The sequence below is a fragment of the Streptomyces sp. NPDC059201 genome (genome assembly GCF_042754585.1).
In the GTDB taxonomy this organism is placed as follows: Bacteria; Actinomycetota; Actinomycetes; order Streptomycetales; family Streptomycetaceae; genus Streptomyces.
In genome coordinates this window covers 888,117-909,511 of record NZ_JBHZBB010000002.1, presented here as the reverse complement: position 1 = coordinate 909,511, position 21,395 = coordinate 888,117, and the positions used below count along the sequence as shown (strand labels likewise).

Sequence of the window (21,395 nt, the reverse complement as noted above, 5' to 3'; positions counted from 1 at the left end):
CTTCCGACCACCGCCCTCAGGGCCGTACGCCTGGCTCCGCCGACCACCGCCCCCGGAGCCGTACGCCTGGCGCTGACCACCGCCCCTGGAGCCGTACGCCTGGCGCTGACCACCGCCCCCGGAGCCGTACGCCTCACCCTGACCACCGTCCTCGGAGCCGTACGGCCTCCTGGCCCGCCGGGGGCACGGCCGTGCCCGGCCGACACGCGCCGGCCCGCCTCTGGTCCCGTGGGAACGGGACCAGAGGCGGGCCGGGCGGGCGTCACGCCTTGCGGGCGCGGGCCGTCGTCGCCTTCTTGGCGGTCTTCGCGGTCTTGGCCGTCTTGACGGCCTTCGCGGCCTTCGCGGGCGCCGCCTCCGCGACCTTGGCCGTCTTCTTCGCGGCGGCCGTCTTCCTGGCCGCCGGGGCGGCCTTCTTCGCCGCCCGGCGCGGCGCGGGCACGCCCGCGTCGCTGATCCGGTCCGCGCCGAGGATCTCGCGGAGGAACTTGCCGGTGTGGCTGGCGGGCTCCGAGGCGACCTCCTCGGGGGTGCCCTCGGCGACGACGATGCCGCCGCCGCTGCCGCCCTCCGGGCCCATGTCGATGATCCAGTCGGCGGTCTTGATGACATCGAGGTTGTGCTCGATGACGATCACCGAGTTGCCCTTGTCGACCAGACCGGACAGCACCTTGATCAGCTTCGAGATGTCCTCGAAGTGGAGGCCGGTGGTCGGCTCGTCCAGCACGTAGACCGTGCGGCCGGTCGACCGCTTCTGGAGCTCGGAGGCGAGCTTGACGCGCTGCGCCTCGCCGCCGGAGAGCGTCGGCGCCGACTGCCCGAGCCGCACGTACCCGAGTCCGACCTCGTTGAGCGTCCGCAGGTGGCGGGCGATCGTGGGGACCGCCTCGAAGAAGCCGAGGGCCTCCTCGATCGGCATGTCCAGGACCTCGGCGATGGACTTGCCCTTGTAGTGGACCTCCAGGGTCTCCCGGTTGTACCGGGCCCCGTGGCAGACCTCGCACGGCACGTACACGTCCGGGAGGAAGTTCATCTCGATCTTGATCGTGCCGTCGCCGGAGCAGTTCTCGCAGCGGCCGCCCTTGACGTTGAAGGAGAAGCGGCCGGGCAGGTAGCCCCGGACCTTGGCCTCCATCGTCTCCGCGAAGAGCTTGCGGACGTGGTCGAAGACGCCCGTGTACGTCGCCGGGTTGGAGCGCGGGGTGCGGCCGATCGGCGACTGGTCGACGTGCACGACCTTGTCGACGAGGTCGTCGCCGTCCACGCGCGTGTGCCGCCCGGGCACCGTCTTGGCGCCGTTCAGCTCGCGCGCCAGGTGGGTGTAGAGGATGTCGTTGACCAGCGTCGACTTGCCGGAGCCGGAGACGCCGGTGACGGCGGTGAGGACGCCCAGCGGGAAGGAGACGTCGATGTCCCGCAGGTTGTTCTCGCGGGCGCCGTGGACGGTGAGCAGCCGTCCCGGGTCGAGGGGGCGGCGGATGTCCGGGGTGGCGATGGCCCGGCGGCCGGACAGGTACTGCCCGGTCATGGACTCCTCGTTGGCGAGGAGCTCCTTCAAGGTGCCGGAGTGGACGACCTTGCCGCCGTGCTCGCCGGCGCCGGGGCCGATGTCGACGACCCAGTCGGCGACCTTGATGGTGTCCTCGTCGTGCTCGACGACGATGAGCGTGTTGCCCATGTCGCGGAGGCGGACGAGGGTCTCGATCAGGCGGTGGTTGTCGCGCTGGTGGAGGCCGATGGACGGCTCGTCGAGCACGTAGAGCACGCCGACGAGGCCGGAGCCGATCTGGGTGGCGAGCCGGATGCGCTGGGCCTCGCCGCCGGAGAGGGTGCCGGCCGCGCGGTTGAGCGAGAGGTAGTCGAGGCCGACGTCGACGAGGAAGCGCAGCCGCTCGTTGACCTCCTTGAGGACCCGCTCGGCGATCTGCTTGTCGCGGGCGTTGAGCTTCAGGCGGGAGAGGAACTCGGCGCAGTCGCTGATGGACATCGCGGAGACCTCGGCGATGGACCGGTCCATCACGGTGACCGCGAGCACGATCGGCTTGAGGCGGGTGCCGTGGCACGTGGGGCAGGGCACCTCGCGCATGTAGCCCTCGAAGCGCTCCCGGCTGGAGTCGCTCTCGGCCTCGCTGTGCCGCCGCTTCACGAAGGAGACCGCGCCTTCGAAGGCGGGGCTGGTCCACGCGCGCTCGCGCCCGTACCTGTTCCGGTAGCGGACCTCGATCTGGGTCTTGTGGCCGTGCATGAGGGCCTTCTTGGCCCGCTGCGGGAGGCCCGCGTAGGGGATGTCGGTGCGGAAGCCGAGGGCCTGGGAGAGCCCGTCGATCATCCGGCCGAAGTACTCCTTGGTGTGGCCGTGGGACCACGGGTGGATCGCGCCCTCGTCGAGGGACTTCTCCTCGTCGGGCACGACCAGCTCGGGGTCGACCTCCATGCGGGTGCCGATGCCGGTGCAGTCGGGGCAGGCTCCGAAGGGCGAGTTGAAGGAGAAGGAGCGGGGCTCCAGCTCCTCGAAGGAGAGGTCGTCGTAGGGGCAGTAGAGGTGCTCCGAGTACATCCTCTCGCGCTCGGGGTCGTCCTCGGGGAGGTCGACGAAGTCGAGCACGACCATGCCGCCGGAGAGCCCGAGGGCGGTCTCGACGGAGTCGGTGAGGCGGCGCTTGGCGCTGTCCTTCACGGTGAGGCGGTCGATGACCACCTCGATCGTGTGCTTCTCCTGCTTCTTCAGCGTCGGCGGCTCGCTGAGCTGGATCGTCGTCCCGTCGACCCGGGCGCGGCTGTAGCCCTTGGTCTGGAGGTCGGCGAAGAGGTCGACGAACTCGCCCTTGCGCTCGCGCACGAGCGGGGAGAGCACCTGGAAGCGGCTGCCCTCGGGGAGCTCCAGGACCTTGTCGACGATGGCCTGCGGCGACTGGCGGGAGATCGGCCGACGGCACTCGGGACAGTGCGGCTTGCCGATGCGGGCGAAGAGGAGGCGGAGGTAGTCGTAGACCTCCGTGATGGTGCCGACCGTGGAGCGCGGGTTGCGCGAGGTCGACTTCTGGTCGATGGAGACGGCGGGCGAGAGACCCTCGATGAAGTCCACGTCCGGCTTGTCCATCTGGCCGAGGAACTGCCGTGCGTACGAGGAGAGCGACTCGACGTACCGGCGCTGCCCCTCGGCGAAGATCGTGTCGAACGCGAGGGAGGACTTGCCCGATCCCGAGAGCCCGGTGAAGACGATGAGGGAGTCACGGGGGAGGTCGAGCGAGACGTTCTTGAGGTTGTGCTCGCGCGCGCCACGGACGATGAGACGGTCGGCCACGCCGGTCCGCACCTTTCTTGAGAGAGCGGATGGAGAGCGGATGTGCCTGACAGGTGTGCCCTGACAGGTGTGCCTGGACAGCTGTGCTGCCTGAACAGATGTGCTGTCTGAACAGATGTGCCTGGACACCCGAAGCACTCAACAACCAAGGATGCCGGATGCTTCCTCGGTCGTCGGTTGCCACCACCGAGCCTATAGCACGTACATTCGATTTCCGGGGTTCGCCCGCCTGCTTCACCCGATCGAGTGGTCGGCGCTAGGGTCGGCTCCATGATCGATCACGAGCGCGACCTCGCCTCCCTGCACGAAGCGACCGAGCGGCTGCTGACCGACGCCGCCTCCTGGGACAACGCCTCCGTCGCCGAGCCGTCACGGCTTCCCGGCTGGACCCGTGGCCACGTCCTCGCCCACCTGGCCCGGAACGCCGAGGCTCTGGTGAACGTCTTCGAGGGCCGCCCCATGTACGCGAGCGCCGAGGCGCGCGACGCCGACATCGAGCGCGACGCCTCCCGCCCCCTCGACGTCCAGCTCGCCGACGTCCGCGAGACGGCCGAGCGCTTCCGGGCGCTGACGGCGGCCCCGGGCGACTGGAGCCGCACCGTCGAGCTCCGCAACGGCGTCACCGACAGCGCCTCCCGCGTCCCGTTCCGCCGCTGGGTGGAGGTGGACCTGCACCACGTGGACCTCGGCTGCGGCTACGAGCTGGAGGACCTCCCCGAGGAGTTCGTCGAGCGCGAGATCGACTTCCTCGCCGAGCGGTTCGCCGGCCACCCCGACGTCCCCTCCACCGCGCTTCGCGCCGACGACGACCGGACGTGGACGACCGGCGGCGGAGCGGAGGGCGCCTCCGTGACCGTCTCCGGACCCGCGCCCGACCTCCTCGGCTGGCTCGCCGGCCGCCGCGACGGCGCCGCGCTCAAGACCGAGGGCGGCCCGCTCCCCCAGCTCCCGGCGCTCTAGGCGGCCTTCCCGGGACCGCTGTCGGTGGGCGGGGCTAGGCTGAGGCCATGACGTACAGCGGAGCGGTGAGGGTGGGCGGTCCGGCCGACGTCCACGAGCTGAAGGACCTGATGATCTCCAAGGTCGCGGTCGGCCCGATGGACAACAACGCGTACCTGCTGCGCTGCCGGGCCACCGGCCGGCAGCTGCTCATCGACGCGGCCAGCGAGCCGCAGACGCTGCTCACGCTGATCGGTGACGACGGCATCGCCTCCGTCGTCACCACCCACCGGCACGGCGACCACTGGCAGGCCCTGGCCGAGGTGGTCGCCGCCACCGGCGCCACCACGTACGCGGGCGCGTACGACGTGGAGGGCATCCCGGTCGCCACCGACGTCCCGGTGGAGGACGGCGACACGATCCGGGTGGGCGAGGTCGAGCTCACCGCCCGCCGGCTCGTCGGCCACACCCCCGGCTCGATCGCGCTGGTCTACGACGACCCGCACGGCCACCCGCACCTCTTCACCGGCGACTGCCTCTTCCCCGGCGGCGTCGGCAACACCCGGCAGGACCCGGAGGCGTTCGCCAGCCTCCTCCACGACGTGGAGACCAAGCTCTTCGCCGTCCTGCCGGACGAGACCTGGGTCTACCCCGGCCACGGCAAGGACACCACGCTCGGTAACGAGCGCCCCGGCCTCCCGGAGTGGCGCGAGCGCGGCTGGTGATCCGCCCGGTGCCGAAGCGCCCCCGGTGACGCCGGGGGCGCTCCCGTACGCCCCCGTAACCCGGACGGCGGCCGGGTAGTTGGCGCCACATGCACCCCAGTCACCCTCCGTCGCCACCGGCGGCCCGCCCGGCGCCCTCGATGCCCCGGCTCGCCGCCGCCTCGCTCGTCGGCACGGCCATCGAGTTCTTCGACTTCTTCGTCTACGGGACGGCCGCCGCCCTCGTCCTCGGACCGCTCTTCTTCCCGACCTTCTCCCCGCTCGCCGGGACCCTCGCCGCCTTCGGCACCTTCGCCATCGGCTTCCTCTCCCGCCCCATGGGCTCGGTGCTCTTCGGGCACATCGGGGACCGGCACGGGCGCCGGCCGGTGCTCTTCGCCTCCCTGCTGCTCACCGGCTGCGCCACCGTCGCCGTCGGCTGCGTCCCCACGTACGAGAGCATCGGCGTCGCCGCACCCCTGCTGCTGCTCCTGCTGCGCTTCCTCCAGGGGCTCGGTCTCGGCGGCGAGTGGGGCGGGGCCGTCCTGCTGACCGCCGAGCACGCCCCGCCGCACCGCCGGGCGCTGTGGGCGAGCTTCCCGCAGATCGGGCCCGCGGTCGGCTTCCTCCTGGCGAACGGCGTGATGCTGGCGCTCACCGCCGGGCTGAGCGACGCCGACTTCCGCTCCTGGGGCTGGCGGGTGCCCTTCTGGGCGGCGGGCCTGCTCGCCGCGGTCGGGCTGCTGCTGCGCTCCTCGCTCGCCGAGACCCCGCAGTTCGAGGAGCTGTCCGCGTCCGGCCGGCGGTCGGGCGCGCCCCTCGCCGAGGTCGTCCGCGACCACTGGCGGCTGGTCCTGCTGACCGCCGGCGCCCTCGCGGTGGGGTACGCGATCTTCTACACGGTCTCCACCTGGGCGCTGGCCTACGGCACCGAGCGGCTCGGGGTGAGCAGCACGGTGATGCTGGTCTGCGTGATGGCGGCGGTGGCGGTGAAGGGCGCCGCGACGCCCTTCGTGGCCCTGCTGAGCGACCGCTGGGGCCGTCGGCCGCTCTGCCTGGCGGGGTGCGCGGGGGCCGCGGTGTGGATGTTCCCGATGGTGGCGCTGCTGCACACCGGCCGGCCGCTGCTGATGTTCCTGGGCTTCCTGGGGGCCCTGATGGCCTTCATCACCATGTTCGCGGTGATCGCCGCGTACCTCCCGGAGCTGTACGAGCCCCGGGTCCGCTGCACGGGTGCGGCGGTGGGCTACAACCTGGCGGGGGTGCTCGGCGGGGCGCTGACGCCGATCGTGGCGACCACGCTGTCCCAGGGCGGTTCGGGCCCGCCGTGGGGCGTGGCGGCCTATCTGACGGTGGTGGCGCTGGTGAGCCTGGGCTGCTTCGCGCTGCTGCCGGAGACGCTGCCGGAGCGGGTCCCCGAGGAGGCGGTCGAGGCCGCGCCCGCCTAGCGGGCGGTGGCGGGAACGGCGACGGCCGGCCCGGGGCGGGATGCCCTGGGCCGGCCGTCGCCGTCATGCGTGGAGGAGGCGGGTCACGCCTCGACGCCGGTCTTCCCCGCGTCGTCCTTCGTCTCCGCCGCGTTCTCCGCGTTCTCCGCGTCCTTCTCGGCGGCCTCCAGGGCGGCCTTCTCGGACTGCTTCTTGGAGGCGATCAGGCTGGTGATGGTCGTGATGACCAGCACGCCGCCGATGACGGCGAGGGAGACCGGGATGGAGATCTCCGGTACGTGGACGCCGGACTCGTGCAGGGCGTGCAGCACCAGCTTCACACCGATGAAGCCGAGGATCACCGACAGGCCGTAGCTGAGGTGGACCAGCTTCTTGAGCAGGCCGCCGATGAGGAAGTACAGCTGGCGCAGACCCATCAGGGCGAAGGCGTTCGCCGTGAAGACGATGTACGGGTCCTGGGTCAGGCCGAAGATCGCGGGGATCGAGTCCATCGCGAACAGCACGTCGGTCATGCCGATGGCGAGCATGACGACCAGGAGCGGCGTCATGATCTTCTTGCCGTGCTCCACGATGAAGAGCTTGGTGCCGTGGTAGCGGTCGGCGACGCCGAACTTCTTCTCGATGGACTTCAGGAGACGGTTCTCGTCCCAGTCGTCCTCCTCCTCGTCCGCCATGGCCTCCTTGACGAGCTTCCAGGCGGTGTAGATGAGGAAGGCACCGAAGAGGTAGAAGACCCACGAGAAGCTCGCGATGATCGCGGCGCCGGCCGCGATGAAGATCGCCCGCAGGACGAGCGCGATGAGCACACCGACCAGCAGCACCCGCTGCTGGAGGTGGGTCGGCACGGAGAACTTCGCCATGATCAGGATGAAGACGAAGAGGTTGTCGACGCTGAGCGACTTCTCCGTGATGAAGCCCGCGAAGAACTCACCGCCTGCCTGGCCGCCGCCCCAGATCGTGACGCCGACACCGAAGATGACGGCGAGGGTGATCCAGACGACCGTCCAGATTCCGGCTTCCTTGATCGACACGTCATGGGGCTTGCGCCCGATGAAGAAGTCGACCGCGATCAGGGCACACAGACCAAGAATGGTCAGCACCCAGATGGTCATCGAAACGTCCACTGCGCCTCCGGCTTCGTACGGCTACTGATCAGCGTCGTCGCTGCCGGAGGTCTCTTCCACCCGGGGCCGCTCACACGGCCGCCGGGCCGACGCCCCGGGACTGGATGTCCTTGATCCGTCCGTATTGACGGGTACGCCGCGCATGGGGAGTACTCCCCTCCGCTCAGAAGAGAGTACCCGAAGACCCAAGAGAAGGTAAAGAGAAGGGTAAAGAGGGCTCAAAAGCCCAGGTCAGATCTGGTCGAGGCCGCGGCGGCGGGCCTCCCCCACCTGTCCGAGTATCTGCCACAGCACCGCACTGCCCGGCGGGACGGTCGGCGGCTCGTACGTCCAGGCGTGGCCGACCCAGGGGTCGGCCAGGTGGTCGTCGGGCACCGGCGTGAGCCGGAGCAGCGAGCGCCACAGCGGGTCGAGCACCGGCCCGTACCCGGCGGCGTCCACCCGGTCCGCGACCATCAGCAGGTGGACGCCGACGGAGGGGCCCTCGTCGGCGAGGTAGCGGAGCCGGGTGACGGCCCGGTCGTCGAAGCCGTGCGGGAAGTCGTGGACGACGAGCAGCTGGCGGGCCGGGTCGAAGCCGGGCGGCAGATCCTCGGAGGCGTCCCCGCGCACCGCCATCTGGAGCAGGTCGACCCGCTCGGTGAGCTGGGCGAGGACGGCGGCGACCCCGGCCGCGCCCTGGGCGGGCGGGGCGGCCAGGACCCCGGTCTCGACGAGCGGCGCGAAGGCGGCGGCCCCGCCGCCCGCCGGGTCGATCACATGGACGGTGAGGGAGCCGGCGGGGTGGGTGGCGAGCAGCCGGGCGGTGTGCGCGACGGCGCTGTCCAGGGCGAGCCGGCGCAGCTCGGCCTCGTCGAGCAGACCGGCGGCGGAGGTGCGGCCGGGGCCCGAGTCCACCCACAGCCCGCGCTCCAGCGGGAGGCGGACGAGGAAGGGGATCCTGAGCCCGCTCCGCTCGGGGAGGTGGAGGTCGCCGAGGCGGACCGCCATCGGGGGCTCCTCCGGGGGCCGGTAGGCGTGCCAGACGGGGTTGTCCCAGCGGGCGTAGGCGGCGGGCAGGGCCGGTTCCACGACCTCGGACTCGGCGGTGAGCTGCGCGAGGTCCCGGTCGAGGACCTCCTGGGCCCGGCCCAGCAGCTCGTCGTGCGTGGCCCGGGCGGCGGCCCTGGCGGCGTCACCGGCGCCGCCGACGCGGTTGGCCGGGTCGGCGAGCACCTGGTCGATGGCGCGGTCGAGGCGGTGGTCGGCGAAGTCGCGGGCGCTGCGGTAGGCGGCGACCGTCCGGGCCATGTCCTCGAACATGCCCCACACCTGGTTGTAGAGCCGCTCGTCCATCGTCCACCCGGTGGCGTCCCCGGCGACGGGCGCGGGCCGGGACTCCTCCGGGGGCCCGGGCGGCCCCTGCTGCCCAGCCTGGCCGGGCAGAGGCGGCGGTACGGCTCCGGGGCCGGCGGCCGGGCCGGGCGCGGGCTCGGCGGCCGCGGGGCGCGGGCGGCGGCTGGGGTGGGAGTAGCTGATGGTGCTGGTGGTGGTGGGGTCGGCCGGAGCGGTCTCGGGGACCAGCGGCGGCGGAGCCGGGTCGGCGACGGGGGCGGGGGCCGCGGCGGGGGCGGCCGCGTCCAGGACGACGGCGGCGAGGTCGGCGGCGGCCGGAGCGCCCTGGTCGGCGAGGAGGTCGGCGAGCCCGCCCTCGTACCCCTGTCCGACGGCACGGACCTTCCAGGTGCCCTGGCGGCGGTAGAGCTCCAGGGCGACGACGGCGGACTCCCGGTCGAGGCCGTGGATGGTGTATGTGGCGACCGCGGTGCCCGCCGGGTCGGCGACGGTCACGAAGGGGGCGGCGGCGGTGCCGAAGCGGGCCGGGCCGCCGGCGCCCTGCGGCAGGGCGAGGAGCAGGGAGATCCGGTGCACGGTGTCCGGGAGGGCCGCGAGGTCCACGGCGATGCGGTGCTCGGCCGCCGCCTCGGCGGGGACCTCGACCCCGGGACGTACGGGCGCGCCGGGGTGGGCGATCCACTCGGCGCCGGCGACCCGGCCCCGCTCGTCGCCGAGGGTGGCCCCGGCGACGACCGGGTGTCCGGCGGACACCCGGAGTTCGAGTCGGGTGTCGGGCAAGGGGTGGTTCTGCCCCCGGACCAGCTCGGCCGTCATCTCGACTCTGTTTCCCCTCGGCGTTACGGGTCGGTCATGCGGGACAGCTCCCGGCGGGCCGGTGCCCGACGGGAGCTGCGGTGCGGCGGCGGGGCCGTGGAGCCGGCCCCGCGGTCCGCCTACAGGTGCGGCAGGATCGCCGGCATCAGGTCCTGGAAGGTGCGGCCGTTGGCCGGGTTGCCCAGGGCGGTCATCTGCCAGCCGGAGCCGGCCCGGTGCACCTTCGCCATGATCTGCGCGGTGTACTGGCCGCCGCCGTCGAGGGTGTAGCGCGCGAGCTCCTGGCCGTTCGACTCGTCGACGAGCCGGCAGAAGGCGTTCTGCACCTCCTGGAAGGTCTGCCCGGTGAAGGAGTTCACCGTGAAGACGATCGTGTCGATGTGGACGGGCACCCGCTGGAGGTCGACGAGGATGGCCTCGTCGTCGCCGCCCTGGCCCACACCGCCCACCAGGTTGTCCCCGGTGTGGCGGACGGAGCCGTCGTCGCTGACCAGGTGACGGAAGAAGACCACGTCCACGGGCTGCTTCTCGGCGAAGAGGACCGCGGAGGCGTCCAGGTCGATCTCGCGGGTGCGCGAGCCGAAGAGCCCCCGGCGCGGCGCGGCCTGCCAGCCGAGCCCCATCCGCACCTGGTTGAGGCTGCCCCCGCCCTGCTTCTCCAGGCTGATGGCCTGCCCCTTGGTCATGTTGACCGTCACGCGCTGCCCCTCTCGTCGTTGTGGCAGCACCCTACGCAGGGGCACTGACAACATGCCGGACGCGGCCCGGTTTTGTGTCGGTCTTGCAACACACCGGGCCGCCTCTTCTCACGCCAGTCCCGCCTCCTTCATCTGACGCAGTTCCTTCTTCAGTTCGGAGACCTCGTCGCGCAGCCGGGCGGCCACCTCGAACTGGAGCTCGGCGGCGGCTGCGCGCATGCGCTCGGTCATCTCCTCGATGACCGAGGCCAGTTCGGCGGCGGGCCGGTCGCCGAGCTCCAGCGTCGAGCCGCCCTTGGCGCCCGCCTTGCCGGCCTTGCCCGCCTTGGGGGTGTGCGCGGCGAGCGAGGGCACCGGGGACTTGGCGCCCTTGCCGTCCTTGCCCTGGCGGTAGCCGGTGCCGAGGAGCTGCTCGGTGTCGACCTCCTCGCGCGCGATGGTGGCGACGATGTCGTTGATCTTCTTGCGGAGCGGCTGGGGGTCGATCCCGTGCTCCTTGTTGTAGGCCACCTGCTTCTCGCGGCGCCGGTTGGTCTCGTCGATGGCCTGGGCCATCGCCGGGGTGACGGTGTCGGCGTACATGTGGACCTGGCCGGAGACGTTGCGGGCGGCGCGGCCGATGGTCTGGATGAGGGAGGTCCCGGAGCGCAGGAAGCCCTGCTTGTCGGCGTCGAGGATGGCGACGAGGGAGACCTCGGGCAGGTCGAGGCCCTCGCGGAGCAGGTTGATGCCGACGAGGACGTCGTACTCGCCGGAGCGCAGCTCGCGCAGCAGCTCGATGCGGCGCAGGGTGTCGACGTCGCTGTGCAGGTAGCGGACCTGGATGCCGAGCTCCAGGAAGTAGTCGGTGAGGTCCTCGGCCATCTTCTTGGTGAGGGTGGTGACGAGGACGCGCTCGTCCCGCTCGGTGCGCAGCCGGATCTCGTGGACCAGGTCGTCGATCTGGCCCTCGGTGGGCTTGACGACGACCTCGGGGTCGACGAGGCCGGTGGGGCGGATGATCTGCTCGACGAAGCCGTCGCCCCGGGACAGCTCGTAGGTGCCGGGGGTGGCGGAGAGGTAGACGGTCTGGCCGATCCGCTGCTGGAACTCCTCCCACTTCAGCGGGCGGTTGTCGAGGGCGGAGGGGAGCCGGAAGCCGTGGTCGACGAGGGTCCGCTTGCGGGAGGCGTCGCCCTCGTACATGGCGCCGATCTGGGGCACGGTGACGTGCGACTCGTCGATGACGAGGAGGAAGTCCTCGGGGAAGTAGTCGAGGAGGGTGTTGGGCGGGGAGCCGGGCTCGCGGCCGTCGAAGTGCATCGAGTAGTTCTCGATGCCGGAGCAGGAGCCGATCTGGCGCATCATCTCGATGTCGTAGGTGGTGCGCATGCGGAGCCGCTGGGCCTCCAGCATCTTGCTCTGCTTCTCCAGCTCCTTGAGGCGCCCGTCGAGCTCGCGCTCGATGTCGTTGACGGCCCGCTCCATGCGCTCGGGTCCCGCGACGTAGTGGCTGGCGGGGAAGACGTACAGCTGCCGATCGTCGCTGATGATCTCGCCGGTGAGCGGGTGGAGGGTGGAGAGCGCCTCGATCTCGTCGCCGAACATCTCGATGCGGACGGCGAGCTCCTCGTACACGGGGAAGATCTCGATGGTGTCGCCGCGGACGCGGAAGGTGCCGCGGGTGAAGGCGAGGTCGTTGCGCGTGTACTGGATGTCGACGAAGCGGCGGAGCAGCTGGTCGCGGTCGATCTCGTCGCCGACCTTGAGCTGGACCATGCGGTCCACGTACTCCTGCGGGGTGCCGAGGCCGTAGATGCAGGAGACGGAGGCGACCACGACCACGTCCCTGCGGGTGAGCAGGGAGTTGGTCGCGGAGTGGCGCAGCCGCTCGACCTCCTCGTTGATCGAGGAGTCCTTCTCGATGTAGGTGTCGGACTGCGGGACGTACGCCTCGGGCTGGTAGTAGTCGTAGTACGAGACGAAGTACTCGACGGCGTTGTTCGGCAGGAGCTCGCGGAACTCGTTCGCCAGCTGGGCGGCCAGGGTCTTGTTCGGCGCCATCACCAGGGTGGGGCGCTGGAGCTTCTCGATCATCCAGGCCGTGGTGGCCGACTTGCCGGTGCCGGTGGCGCCGAGCAGGACGACGTCCTTCTCGCCGGCGCGGATGCGCCGGTCCAGCTCGGCGATGGCCGTCGGCTGGTCGCCGCTCGGCTGGTAGGAGGAGACGACCTCGAAGGGCGCCACCGAACGTTCGATCTTGGAAACGGGCCGCATGGGACCACCGTACGACCCGCCACCGACAGTCGGGGGGTGATCGCCGCGCCACCGGGGCGCGGCGGGGGGTGTCACCAGTCCTGGGAGCGGTGTCCGCCGCGCGGTGCGGAGCGGCGGGAGCCGCGTCCGGCGGGGCGGGCGGTCCAGTTCGCGGGCTCGCCGTAGCTGGGGACGTGGCGGGGGGCGGGGACGCCGGGGCGGTACGGGGAGCGGGCCGGGGTCCGCTGCCAGTCGGGCTCGCCCATGACGAGCAGCGGGTCGAACATGACGACGACGGCGGCCAGGATCAGGAAGACGGCGGGGCCGATCAGCATGGGCAGCAGCAGGGATCCGGCGTCGGCTCCGGTGCCCGCGGCCGGGGCGGCGTGCAGGTGGACGCTGACGGCCGCCATGGCGGTGTAGTGCATGCCGCTGACGGCGATGCCCATGACGAGGCTGGCCCCGAGGCTGGCGAGGAAGCCGTGGACCGAGACCGCCGCCCAGAGGGCGGTGGTGGCGGCGACGACGGCGATGACCACGGAGAGGGCGACGGTGAGGGTGTCGTACTCGATCCGGCCCGGCAGGCGCATCCCGGCCATGCCGAGGTAGTGCATGGTGGCGACGCCGAGGCCGGTGATGGTGCCGCCGGTGACGAGGGTCAGCGCGGTGGCGCCCCGGTAGCCGACGATGAAGATGCCGATGCCGACCATGACGACGGCGACGGCGAGGCTGGCGAAGGTGATCGGCCGGTCGTAGTCGATCGGCGCCTGCTGGACCGAGAACCCCATCATGGCGATGAAGTGCATGGTCCAGATGCCGGTGCCTATGGAGGTGGAGCCGAGGGCGAGCCAGCCGGCCTTGAAGGAGTCCTGGTGGCGCAGTGAGCGGGTCGTGCATCTCAGCCCCAGGGCACCGCCGAGGCAGGCCATGAGAAAGGCCGCCACCGGCGTGACGAGCCCGTAGCTGAATCCGTCGACCGTGCCCTGCATGAGCGTGTGCCCTCCCACCCCTTGCGCATGGACGTCCGAAAACAGTCGGTACCGCTGGGTAGTACTACCGGGGCGAGATTATGGCCCGTCGGGGGTGTCGCGGGCACCTGACCGGGGATTTTCCGGTCGTGAGACCGGAGCGAGACCGGTCCGTGACCTCCGGAGGGGGTCGCGCCGCCGGATCGCCGCCGAAAGCCCGGTTTGGCCGGTGGACGTCGGCGGGGCCGTGGCCGGAAGACGGCGGTGGCCCGTGACGGGGCGCGGGGCTGTCGGCGCCGGGTCGTACGGTGAGGGCATGGAGATCGAGAACGGACCGCGGGGTGTGACCGCCGAGTGGGCGGTCGTGGGGAGCGACATCGGCCCGCTCTTCCTCGCGGCCACCGGGCGGGGGCTGGTGCGGGTCGAGTTCCACGCGGGCGGCGGACGCGGGGAGCGCATGCCGGAGCGGCTCGCCGAGCAGTTGGGCGCCACGCTCGTCGAATGCCCCACGGGGCTGCTCGCCGAGCCGGTGCGGCAGCTGGAGCGGTACTTCGCGGGCGCGCTGCGCGCGTTCGACCTGCCGCTGGACTGGTCGCTGACGACCGGCTTCAACCGCCAGGTGCTGCGGGAGCTGGCCACCGGCGTCCCGTACGGGGCGGTGGTCGGGTACGGGGAGCTGGCGCGGCGCGTGGGCCAGCCGGGGGCGGCGCAGGCCGTGGGGGCGGCGATGGGCGCCAATCCGCTGCCGGTGGTGGTGCCGTGCCACCGCGTGGTGGAGAGCGACGGCGGCCTCGGGGGGTTCGGCGGCGGACTGGAGACGAAGCGGAGACTGCTGGCGCTGGAGGGCGTGCTGCCGGAACCGCTGTTCTGAGCGGCCGCACCGGCCCCCGCGATCGGCCGGAGAGGCAGGGTGACGGCGGCGCCCACCTGGGGATTACCGTCCCCGGGCGTTCCCATCGGCCGGGGCGGCTGGCACACTCCGGTAGTGACCGAAACGCCCGACGCCCCTGACATCACCGCCTCCGGAAAGCCGCCCGCCCTCGCCCCCGCCGCCCTGCCGGAGCTGCGCCGGCGGGTCCAGGCCGTGCTCGTCGCCACCCAGATCCTCGGCGGTCTCGGGATCGCCACCGGCGTGGCGCTCGCCGCCGTCCTCGCCACCGAGGCGAGCGGTACGGACGCGCTGGCCGGGCTCGCCTCGACGGCGACGGTCGCCGGGCCCGCGCTGCTCGCGATGCCGCTGGCCGCGCTGATGGCGCGGCGGGGGCGGCGGGCCGGTCTGGTGCTCGCCTATCTGCTGGGCGCCCTCGGTGCCGGGGTCACGGTGCTCGGCGCGGTCCTGGACAGCTTCCCGGTGCTGCTGGCGGGCCTGGTGGGCTTCGGGGCGGGGTCCTCGGCCAATCTCGCGGCCCGGTTCGCCGCCGCCGACCTGGCGGAGCCGGACCGGCGGGCGCGGGCCATCTCGACGGTGGTGTGGGCGACCACGATCGGCGCCGTCCTCGGCCCGAACATCGCGGCGCCGGCCGGGCGGAGCGTCTCGGGCCTCGGCATACCCGTGGCGGCCGGTCCGTTCCTGTGGGCGGCGGTGGTGTTCGTGGTCTCGGCGCTGGTGGTGGCGCTGCTGCTGCGGCCCGATCCGCTGCTGACGGCGCGGGCGCTGGCCGCCGCCGACGAGGACGGGGCGGAGGACCTGCCGGAGGGCCGGTCGCTGCGGGCCGGGCTGCGGGCCGTCCGCGCGTCGCCGCGGGCGCGGATCGCGCTGGTCACGGTGGCCGCCTCGCACACCGTGATGGTGTCGATCATGTCGATGACCCCGGTGGCGCTCACCCACCACGGGGCCGGCATCGAGCTGATCGGGCTGGTCATCAGCGTGCACATCGCGGGCATGTACGCGTTCTCGCCGGTCATGGGCTGGCTCGCGGACCGGCTCGGGCGGCTCGCCGTGATCGGCCTCGCCGTCGGGCTCCTGGGGTGCGCGGCGCTGCTCGCGGGGACCGCGGGGGCGAGCCACACCCGGGTCGCGGCCGGTCTGTTCGTCCTGGGGCTCGGCTGGTCGGCCGGGCTGGTGTCGGGCTCGGCGCTGCTGACGGACTCGGTGCCGCAGGCGGCGCGGGCGGCCGTCCAGGGCCTGTCGGACACGGTGATGAACGCGGCGGCGGGCATCGGCGGCCTGATGGCCGGCGTGATCGTCTCCCAGGCGGGCTACGGGCCGCTCAACGCCCTCGCCGCCTGTCTGCTGCTGCCGATGGCGGCCCTGGCCCTGCGGGGCGTGCTCCGCAGGGCCTGACGGCGCCCGGGTCAGGGCAGGGTGATGTGGTACGCCTTGCGCAGCGTCTCGTGGACGGTCCAGGTGGTCCGGTCGCCCTCGCGCAGGACGCAGGCGTCGCCGGGCCCGACCTCCATCGTGGCCCCGCCCTCGACGGCGACCGTGGCCCGGCCGCTGACGACGACGAAGAGCTCGTTCGCCTCGGTGTCGGTCACGACGCCGGGGGTGATCTGCCAGATGCCGCGCACCTGCTTGCCGTCGGCGGACTCCCACAGCACCTTGCCGGACACCTCGGGGGTGCCGGACACGATCTGGTCGGGGTCGAGCGGGTCGGCTTCCAGCTCGGCGTCGGGGATGTGGACGGCGAAGGAGGGGAGGTCGTGTGTCGTCATGGGCGGTGACTGTAGCCGGATCCCCGGGCGGCACGTGACATCGGGACCGCGGAACGAATCCCTCCGTTCACCGCTCTGACCAGGCACGTTACGACTCCGCCCCGAGGACGACGGATTCCGTAGCGCGGTCCTTCCCGTCGCTCCGGCGGGTCCGGCACGGATCGGCCCCGCCGCCGCGGACGCGCGGAAACCGAATCCGTACCTCACTCGCACCCCCGTACGAAAGGGGGGTGGCGGGAGATCGCCAGAGGTGTTTGCGGGGCGGGCGGGCGCGCCAGAAATGGACCATGACCACACTGGTGTCCGAAGAGGTACGGGAGGCGCTCCACGAGGGCCGGCCCGTCGTCGCCCTCGAATCGACGATCATCGCCCACGGCCTGCCGCGCCCGCGGAACCTGGCGGTGGCCGTGGAGCTGGAGGAGTCGGTACGGGCCCTGGGCGCCGTGCCGGCCACCATCGCCGTGCTCGACGGGGTCGCGCGGATCGGACTCGACCGGGCGGGGCTGACCCGGATCGCGCAGGACCCGTCGGTGCGCAAGCTCGGCCACCGCGACCTGGCGCCGGCGCTCGCCACCGGCGCCACCGGGGCGACCACGGTGTCGGCGACGGCCCGGCTCGCCGACGCGGCGGGCATACGGGTCTTCGCCACCGGCGGCCTGGGCGGGGTGCACCGCGAGTGGCGCGAGACCCAGGACGAGTCCGCCGACCTGCGGCTGCTCGCCGAGGTGGGCGTCACGGTGGTGTGCGCGGGCGTGAAGTCGATCCTTGACGTCCCGGCGACGCTCCAGCGCCTGGAGACCCTGGGCGTGACGGTCGCCGGGTACGGCACGGAGACCTTCCCCGGCTTCTACCTCTCCTCCTCCGGCGAGCCCGTCGACTGGACGCTCCGCACCCCGGCCGAGGTCGCCGCGGTCATACGGGCCCGGGAGGCGCTCGGCCGCCCCTGGTCGGCGCTGATCGTGGCCAATCCGGTGCCGGAGGCGGAGCAGTTGGACCCGGCGCTGCACGACCGGGTGCTGGCGGACGGCCTCGCCGAGCTGAGGGAGAAGGGCGTCACCGGGCAGGCGGTGACCCCGTTCCTCCTGGAGTACCTGACCACGCACACGGACGGCGCGTCCCTGGAGGCCAACCTGGCGGCCGTGCGGGGCAACGTCCGGCTCGCGGCGGAGATCGCGGGGGCGTACGCCGCGGGCGAGCGGTGACCGGGCGGGCCGGGGCGACCGGGACGACCGGGGCGCGGCGGCTCGGGGAGGCGGGGCGGTGAGCCGGGCCGGAGCGCTGCTGGTCGTCGGGGACGTCGTCACGGACGTGGTGGCCCGGCACCGGACCCCGCTCGCGCCCGCGACGGACACGGCGGCCGCGATCCGCACCCTGCCGGGCGGCGCGGGGGCCAACGCGGCCTGCTGGGCGGCCCGTTCCGGCCACCCGGACGTGCGGCTGCTCGGCCGGGTCGGCACGGAGTCAGCCGGGTGGCACGAGCGGGCGCTGGCCGGGGCGGGCGTGCGCCCGCTCCTCGTGCCCGACCCGGAGGCCCCGACGGGCACCGTGATAGCCCTGGTGGACGCGGCGGCCGAGCGCACCTTCCTCACGGACAGCGGGGCGGTGCTGCGGCTCTGCCCCGCCGACTGGTCGGCCGGACTCCTCGACGGCGTGGCGGCGCTCCACCTCTCCGGCTACCTGTTCTTCGCCGGGCCGAGCCGGGCCGCGGCCCTCCTCGCCCTGCGGGACGCCCGGGCGGCCGGAATACCGGTCAGCGTGGACCCGGCGTCGACCGGCTTCCTGGCCGAGCTGGGCCCGGAGACGTTCCTCAACGCCGTCGGGGGCGCGTCGCTCCTGCTGCCCAACGCCGACGAGGCCCGGCTGCTCACCGGCGCCGCGGACGCGGAGGCGGCGGCCCGGGAGCTGAGCCGGCGCGTGCCGCTCGTCGTGGTGACGCTGGGCGCGGCCGGCGCGCTGGTCGCCGAGGCCGGGGCGGTCACGGCCCGGGTCGCTGCCCCACCCGTGGCACCGGAGCAGCGGGTGGACTCGACGGGCGCGGGCGACGCGTTCACCGGCGCGTTCCTCGCGGCGCGGCTCGCGGGCGCGGACCCGGCCGAGGCGGCCGGGGCGGGGTGCGCGGCGGGCGCCGAGGCGGTGACCGTGGTGGGCGGCCGGCCGCCGTCAGTCTGAGCCGAGCGCCCCGAGCCCGGTCCAGGCCGGATGCCGCGGATCGTCGGCCCGTACGGCGACGTCGGCGGTCCCGGCCGGGTCCACCTCCGTCTCGTACCGGGCGAAGGCGGGCAGCGTCCAGGGCTCCGCGCCGCGCCGCGCGAGCGCACCGGGCGACAGGCGCAGATGGACGGTCAGATCAAAGGGGAACCAGTGCCCGAGGAGGAACGGCCCGTGCAGCACCAGGACACCGCCCGGCGGCAGCGTCACGTACGGGCTGCGGGTCGCGCGGTCCTTCACTGGGTCCCACAGGTCGGGCAGGACCCGCCCGTCGCCGCCCGGCTCCAGCGGGGTGAACACCTCCCGCCACAGGGCACCGGTGTCGGTCCAGCCGCCGTAGTACGCGTCGGGGTCCTGCCTGCCGTGCTCGTACCGCAGCGACGCGGGCCGCAGGAATCCCTCGGTCCCGACGACACGGACCGGGCGACCGCGGTCCTGGAGCTGCTCCGCGAGCAGCGCGGCCAGCTCCTCGCCGCGGGCGGCGGGCGCGCCGTCGACGGCGACCTTCAGCCGGTCTCCGCCGTTGCCGGGCACGAGCCGGTCCACGTGCTTCGCCAGCCGCCCGGCCATCCGGCCCCAGGTGATCGCCTCGTATCGCATCCCGCCCATTCTGCCCTGCGCCCTCCGCTCCGCGAGCGTGCCCGCGTCGCGGGACCGAAGGGAGGCATCCTCGTGCGTCCCGGGCTTGACCTTGTCACTGGCGTCACGGTTCCACCATCACTTCCATGCACACCACAGCCACCCCAGACACCACCACCAAGGCCCCCAGGGTCGTCCTCGTCACCGGCGCGGGCACCGGCATCGGCCGGGCCACCGCACGCGCCTTCGCCCGGCAGGGCGCGACCGTCGTCGCCGTGGGCCGCAGGCCCGAGCCCCTGCGCGAGACCGCCGCCGACGCCCCCGCCGCGATCCACCCGCACCCCGCCGACATCACCGCCGAGGGCGCGCCCGAGGAGCTGGTCCGGGCCGTGCTCGCCGACCACGGCCGCCTCGACGTCCTGGTCAACAACGCGGGCATCGCCGGCGGCGGCCCCCTCGGCACCCTCGACCGCGCCCGGATCGCGCCCCTCCTGGAGACCAACCTGCTCGCACCCGTGCTGCTCACCCAGGCCGCCGTCCCCGCGCTGAGTGCCTCCGGCGGCGTGGTCGTGAACGTGACGACGACGATCGGACAGCGCGGCTGGCCGGGCAACTCGGTCTATCCGGCGACCAAGAGCGCCCTGGAGACCCTCACCCGCTGCTGGGCCGTCGAACTCGCGCCCGCCGGCGTCCGGGTGGTGGCGGTCGCCCCCGGCGCGATCGAGACGCCGATCGCCGACCACATGGGGCTCACGCCGGAACAGCGCCGCGCCATACGGGCCTGGCAGCTCGCGCACACCCCGCTCGGGCGGATCGGGCGCCCCGAGGAGGTCGCCTGGGCGATCACCGCGCTCGCCGCGCCCGAGGCGTCCTTCCTCACCGGGACCGTGCTCCCCGTCGACGGCGGCGCACTCGTCTCGTGAGGCGCGTGAGGTGCGTGAGGCGTGTGATACGACTGCGAGGGTGCGCATCGGTGAACTGGCCCGCAGGACGGGCGTGTCGGCGCGGTCCCTGCGCCACTACGAGCAGGCGGGGCTCATCACCCCGGTCCGCGAGGCCAACGGCTACCGGGCGTACGAGGAGGGCGCCGTCGTCCGCGTCGCCAACATCCGATACCTCCTCGACGCCGGGCTGACCCTGGACGACGTCTCGGCCTTCCGCTCCTGTCTCGACGGGGACCTGCCGTCGGCGCCCCCCTCCGGCCGCGGCATGGAGATCGCCCGCGAACGGCTCGCCGTGCTCGACGCGCGGATCGCCGCGCAGACGGCGGCCCGGGACCGGCTGGCGACGGCGCTCGCCGCCCGGTGCGACGGTGACGCGACCACCCCCGGAATGCCATGATCTGACGGTCCGAAGGATCTTCGGGCGGTCGTGACGGCGGTACGGGAGGGGCGACCGGTCATGGACGTGGCACTGACAGCGGTGGCGAGCACGCTCCTCGGCGTGATCGCCACCTCCAGCGCCTTCGCCGGCGCCGTCGTCGGATACCGGCACGGCCAGAACGACCGCTGGTTCCGGGCCCAGTCGGTCTGCGACGACGGGGACCTCCGGCGGCTCGCCGAGGCCGTGTTCGACGAGACCGCGCCCGGACTCCGCTGAGGACGGCCGTCGTGGACCTCGTCGCCCCCGTCGTCGTCGAGCCGCTGCGCCGCCGCCGCTGCTCGGAGTGCCGGCAGGGCCCCCTGGAGCGGATGATCGTCGAGTACGGCCGTCCGGTCTGCCTGGACTGCGCCGACCTCGGCCACCTCGTCTTCCTGCGCCGCGGCGACACCGCGCTCACCCGGCGCGCCCGCGAGCAGAGCACCCTGTGGGCGGTGGTCGTACGCCACAACAGGCGCCGCACCCGGTACGAACGCCAGGGCCTGCTCGTCGAGGAGGCGGCCCTCGCCCGGGCGGAGACCGCCTGCCTCGCCGACGCGGAGGCCCGGGCCCGGCGGCGGGCCCGGGACGCGGAGCGGCGCGCCGTGCGGGACGCCGGGATCACCGAGGCCCTGCGGGTGGAGATCCTGCGGCTCTTCCCGGCGATGCCGCCGGAGCGGGCCGCCGAGATCGCCGTCCACGCCTCGGCGAAGGGGAGCGGCCGGGTCGGCAGGACGGCCGCCGGGCGCGCCCTCGACCGGGGCGCCGTGACGGCCGCGGTCCGCGCCTCGGTGCGGCACGTGGACACCCCGTACGACTCGATGCTGATGCGCGGTGTCCCCCGTCACCAGGCCCGCAGCCAGCTCTCCCCCGCCATCGAGACCGTGCTCCGGGCCTGGCGGGAGCGGCCGCCGGACGCGGACCGGGGGGCGCCTCCGGACACACGGACGCGCCCGGCGTGACGGGCACGTCGGGCGCGGCGGGGACACCGGACCGGGCTGACCGCTGACGGCTCGGGCGTCA

The 21,395-nt window shown here is 73.3% G+C and carries 19 protein-coding genes; 11 read left to right on the top strand and 8 right to left on the bottom strand.

Features of this window, described 5'->3' with window-relative positions; genetic code table 11:
* Positions 1–262 precede the first annotated feature (262 nt).
* Complete coding sequence (gene uvrA, locus ACFXMG_RS09905; RefSeq protein ID WP_384119772.1) at positions 263–3,304, bottom strand: excinuclease ABC subunit UvrA; 3,042 nt, start codon at positions 3,302–3,304, stop codon at positions 263–265.
* 270 nt (positions 3,305–3,574) lie between these two features.
* On the opposite strand from uvrA, the gene ACFXMG_RS09900 reads away from it, so the two are divergent.
* The 3 genes from ACFXMG_RS09900 (at position 3,575) to ACFXMG_RS09890 (ending at position 6,395) form a co-directional block, all read left to right on the top strand.
* The gene (locus ACFXMG_RS09900; RefSeq protein ID WP_383830875.1) at positions 3,575–4,264 is read left to right on the top strand and encodes a maleylpyruvate isomerase family mycothiol-dependent enzyme; all 690 of its coding nucleotides are present in this window, start codon (positions 3,575–3,577) and stop codon (positions 4,262–4,264) included.
* Between the two features lie 47 nt (positions 4,265–4,311).
* Positions 4,312–4,968, top strand: a complete 657-nt coding sequence (locus ACFXMG_RS09895; RefSeq protein ID WP_383830877.1) for an MBL fold metallo-hydrolase — start codon at positions 4,312–4,314, stop codon at positions 4,966–4,968.
* Between the two features lie 140 nt (positions 4,969–5,108).
* A complete protein-coding gene (locus ACFXMG_RS09890) occupies positions 5,109–6,395 on the top strand; it encodes an MFS transporter (protein WP_383830880.1) in 1,287 nt (428 codons plus the stop codon).
* An 83-nt stretch (positions 6,396–6,478) separates the two neighbouring features.
* Here ACFXMG_RS09890 and ACFXMG_RS09885 read toward each other — a convergent pair whose 3' ends face one another.
* The 5 genes from ACFXMG_RS09885 to ACFXMG_RS09865 form a co-directional block, all read right to left on the bottom strand.
* Positions 6,479–7,507 carry a TerC family protein gene (locus ACFXMG_RS09885; RefSeq protein WP_383819335.1) on the bottom strand — a complete coding sequence of 343 codons (1,029 nt, stop codon included), beginning with the start codon at positions 7,505–7,507 and terminating at the stop codon, positions 6,479–6,481.
* 243 nt (positions 7,508–7,750) lie between these two features.
* Positions 7,751–9,670, bottom strand: a complete 1,920-nt coding sequence (locus tag ACFXMG_RS09880; protein ID WP_383819337.1) for a TerD family protein — start codon at positions 9,668–9,670, stop codon at positions 7,751–7,753.
* Positions 9,671–9,789: 119 nt separating this feature from the next.
* On the bottom strand, positions 9,790–10,368 hold the full coding sequence (locus ACFXMG_RS09875) for a TerD family protein (RefSeq protein ID WP_383819339.1): 579 nt from the start codon (positions 10,366–10,368) through the stop codon (positions 9,790–9,792).
* Positions 10,369–10,476: 108 nt separating this feature from the next.
* A complete protein-coding gene (uvrB, locus tag ACFXMG_RS09870) occupies positions 10,477–12,624 on the bottom strand; it encodes an excinuclease ABC subunit UvrB (protein ID WP_383819341.1) in 2,148 nt (715 codons plus the stop codon).
* A 71-nt stretch (positions 12,625–12,695) separates the two neighbouring features.
* A complete protein-coding gene (locus ACFXMG_RS09865) occupies positions 12,696–13,592 on the bottom strand; it encodes an MHYT domain-containing protein (protein WP_383819342.1) in 897 nt (298 codons plus the stop codon).
* Positions 13,593–13,887: 295 nt separating this feature from the next.
* Between ACFXMG_RS09865 and ACFXMG_RS09860 the strand changes: the two genes are divergently transcribed.
* Together ACFXMG_RS09860 and ACFXMG_RS09855 are read left to right on the top strand one after the other, a co-directional pair.
* Positions 13,888–14,442 (top strand): methylated-DNA--[protein]-cysteine S-methyltransferase, encoded by a 555-nt coding sequence (locus ACFXMG_RS09860; protein ID WP_383819344.1) that lies wholly within the window; start codon positions 13,888–13,890, stop codon positions 14,440–14,442.
* Between the two features lie 114 nt (positions 14,443–14,556).
* Entirely contained in the window at positions 14,557–15,855 is a 1,299-nt protein-coding gene (locus ACFXMG_RS09855; RefSeq protein WP_383819346.1) for an MFS transporter, read from the top strand.
* Positions 15,856–15,866: 11 nt separating this feature from the next.
* On the opposite strand, the gene ACFXMG_RS09850 is transcribed toward ACFXMG_RS09855, so the two are convergent.
* Positions 15,867–16,226: a cupin domain-containing protein gene (locus ACFXMG_RS09850; RefSeq protein ID WP_383819348.1), complete on the bottom strand. Its 360-nt coding sequence runs from the start codon at positions 16,224–16,226 to the stop codon at positions 15,867–15,869.
* Positions 16,227–16,513: 287 nt separating this feature from the next.
* Between ACFXMG_RS09850 and ACFXMG_RS09845 the strand changes: the two genes are divergently transcribed.
* Both ACFXMG_RS09845 and ACFXMG_RS09840 read left to right on the top strand, forming a co-directional pair.
* Complete coding sequence (locus ACFXMG_RS09845) at positions 16,514–17,428, top strand: pseudouridine-5'-phosphate glycosidase (RefSeq protein WP_383819349.1); 915 nt, start codon at positions 16,514–16,516, stop codon at positions 17,426–17,428.
* Positions 17,429–17,486: 58 nt separating this feature from the next.
* Positions 17,487–18,395, top strand: a complete 909-nt coding sequence (locus tag ACFXMG_RS09840; protein ID WP_383819350.1) for a carbohydrate kinase family protein — start codon at positions 17,487–17,489, stop codon at positions 18,393–18,395.
* Here the strand turns inward: ACFXMG_RS09840 and ACFXMG_RS09835 are convergent.
* Entirely contained in the window at positions 18,387–19,034 is a 648-nt protein-coding gene (locus ACFXMG_RS09835) for a uridine kinase (RefSeq protein WP_383819351.1), read from the bottom strand. The genes ACFXMG_RS09840 and ACFXMG_RS09835 overlap by 9 nt on opposite strands.
* Before the next feature lie 125 nt (positions 19,035–19,159).
* Between ACFXMG_RS09835 and ACFXMG_RS09830 the strand changes: the two genes are divergently transcribed.
* Genes ACFXMG_RS09830 through ACFXMG_RS09815 form a run of 4 tightly spaced genes read left to right on the top strand, consistent with a single transcriptional unit; the run spans position 19,160 to position 21,334 of the window.
* Positions 19,160–19,936, top strand: a complete 777-nt coding sequence (locus ACFXMG_RS09830) for an SDR family NAD(P)-dependent oxidoreductase (protein WP_383819352.1) — start codon at positions 19,160–19,162, stop codon at positions 19,934–19,936.
* A 40-nt stretch (positions 19,937–19,976) separates the two neighbouring features.
* A complete protein-coding gene (locus tag ACFXMG_RS09825) occupies positions 19,977–20,354 on the top strand; it encodes a MerR family transcriptional regulator (protein ID WP_383819354.1) in 378 nt (125 codons plus the stop codon).
* A 60-nt stretch (positions 20,355–20,414) separates the two neighbouring features.
* Positions 20,415–20,612, top strand: coding sequence for a hypothetical protein (locus ACFXMG_RS09820; protein WP_383819356.1), 198 nt, complete (start codon positions 20,415–20,417; stop codon positions 20,610–20,612).
* An 11-nt stretch (positions 20,613–20,623) separates the two neighbouring features.
* Positions 20,624–21,334 carry a DUF2293 domain-containing protein gene (locus ACFXMG_RS09815; RefSeq protein WP_383819357.1) on the top strand — a complete coding sequence of 237 codons (711 nt, stop codon included), beginning with the start codon at positions 20,624–20,626 and terminating at the stop codon, positions 21,332–21,334.
* The last annotated feature ends 61 nt before the right edge of the window (positions 21,335–21,395 follow it).

Excerpts from the sequence above, each read along its gene's own strand:
- ACFXMG_RS09865 (WP_383819342.1), bottom strand. The coding sequence starts at position 13,592 with ATGCAGGGCACGGTCGACGGATTCAGCTACGGGCTCGTCACGCCGGTG.
- ACFXMG_RS09820 (WP_383819356.1), top strand. The coding sequence starts at position 20,415 with ATGGACGTGGCACTGACAGCGGTGGCGAGCACGCTCCTCGGCGTGATC.
- ACFXMG_RS09900 (WP_383830875.1), top strand. The coding sequence starts at position 3,575 with ATGATCGATCACGAGCGCGACCTCGCCTCCCTGCACGAAGCGACCGAG.
- ACFXMG_RS09850 (WP_383819348.1), bottom strand. The coding sequence starts at position 16,226 with ATGACGACACACGACCTCCCCTCCTTCGCCGTCCACATCCCCGACGCC.
- ACFXMG_RS09835 (WP_383819351.1), bottom strand. The coding sequence starts at position 19,034 with ATGCGATACGAGGCGATCACCTGGGGCCGGATGGCCGGGCGGCTGGCG.
- ACFXMG_RS09860 (WP_383819344.1), top strand. The coding sequence starts at position 13,888 with ATGGAGATCGAGAACGGACCGCGGGGTGTGACCGCCGAGTGGGCGGTC.
- uvrB (WP_383819341.1), bottom strand. The coding sequence starts at position 12,624 with ATGCGGCCCGTTTCCAAGATCGAACGTTCGGTGGCGCCCTTCGAGGTC.
- ACFXMG_RS09895 (WP_383830877.1), top strand. The coding sequence starts at position 4,312 with ATGACGTACAGCGGAGCGGTGAGGGTGGGCGGTCCGGCCGACGTCCAC.
- ACFXMG_RS09830 (WP_383819352.1), top strand. The coding sequence starts at position 19,160 with ATGCACACCACAGCCACCCCAGACACCACCACCAAGGCCCCCAGGGTC.
- ACFXMG_RS09845 (WP_383819349.1), top strand. The coding sequence starts at position 16,514 with ATGACCACACTGGTGTCCGAAGAGGTACGGGAGGCGCTCCACGAGGGC.
- ACFXMG_RS09885 (WP_383819335.1), bottom strand. The coding sequence starts at position 7,507 with ATGACCATCTGGGTGCTGACCATTCTTGGTCTGTGTGCCCTGATCGCG.
- ACFXMG_RS09880 (WP_383819337.1), bottom strand. The coding sequence starts at position 9,670 with ATGACGGCCGAGCTGGTCCGGGGGCAGAACCACCCCTTGCCCGACACC.
- ACFXMG_RS09890 (WP_383830880.1), top strand. The coding sequence starts at position 5,109 with ATGCCCCGGCTCGCCGCCGCCTCGCTCGTCGGCACGGCCATCGAGTTC.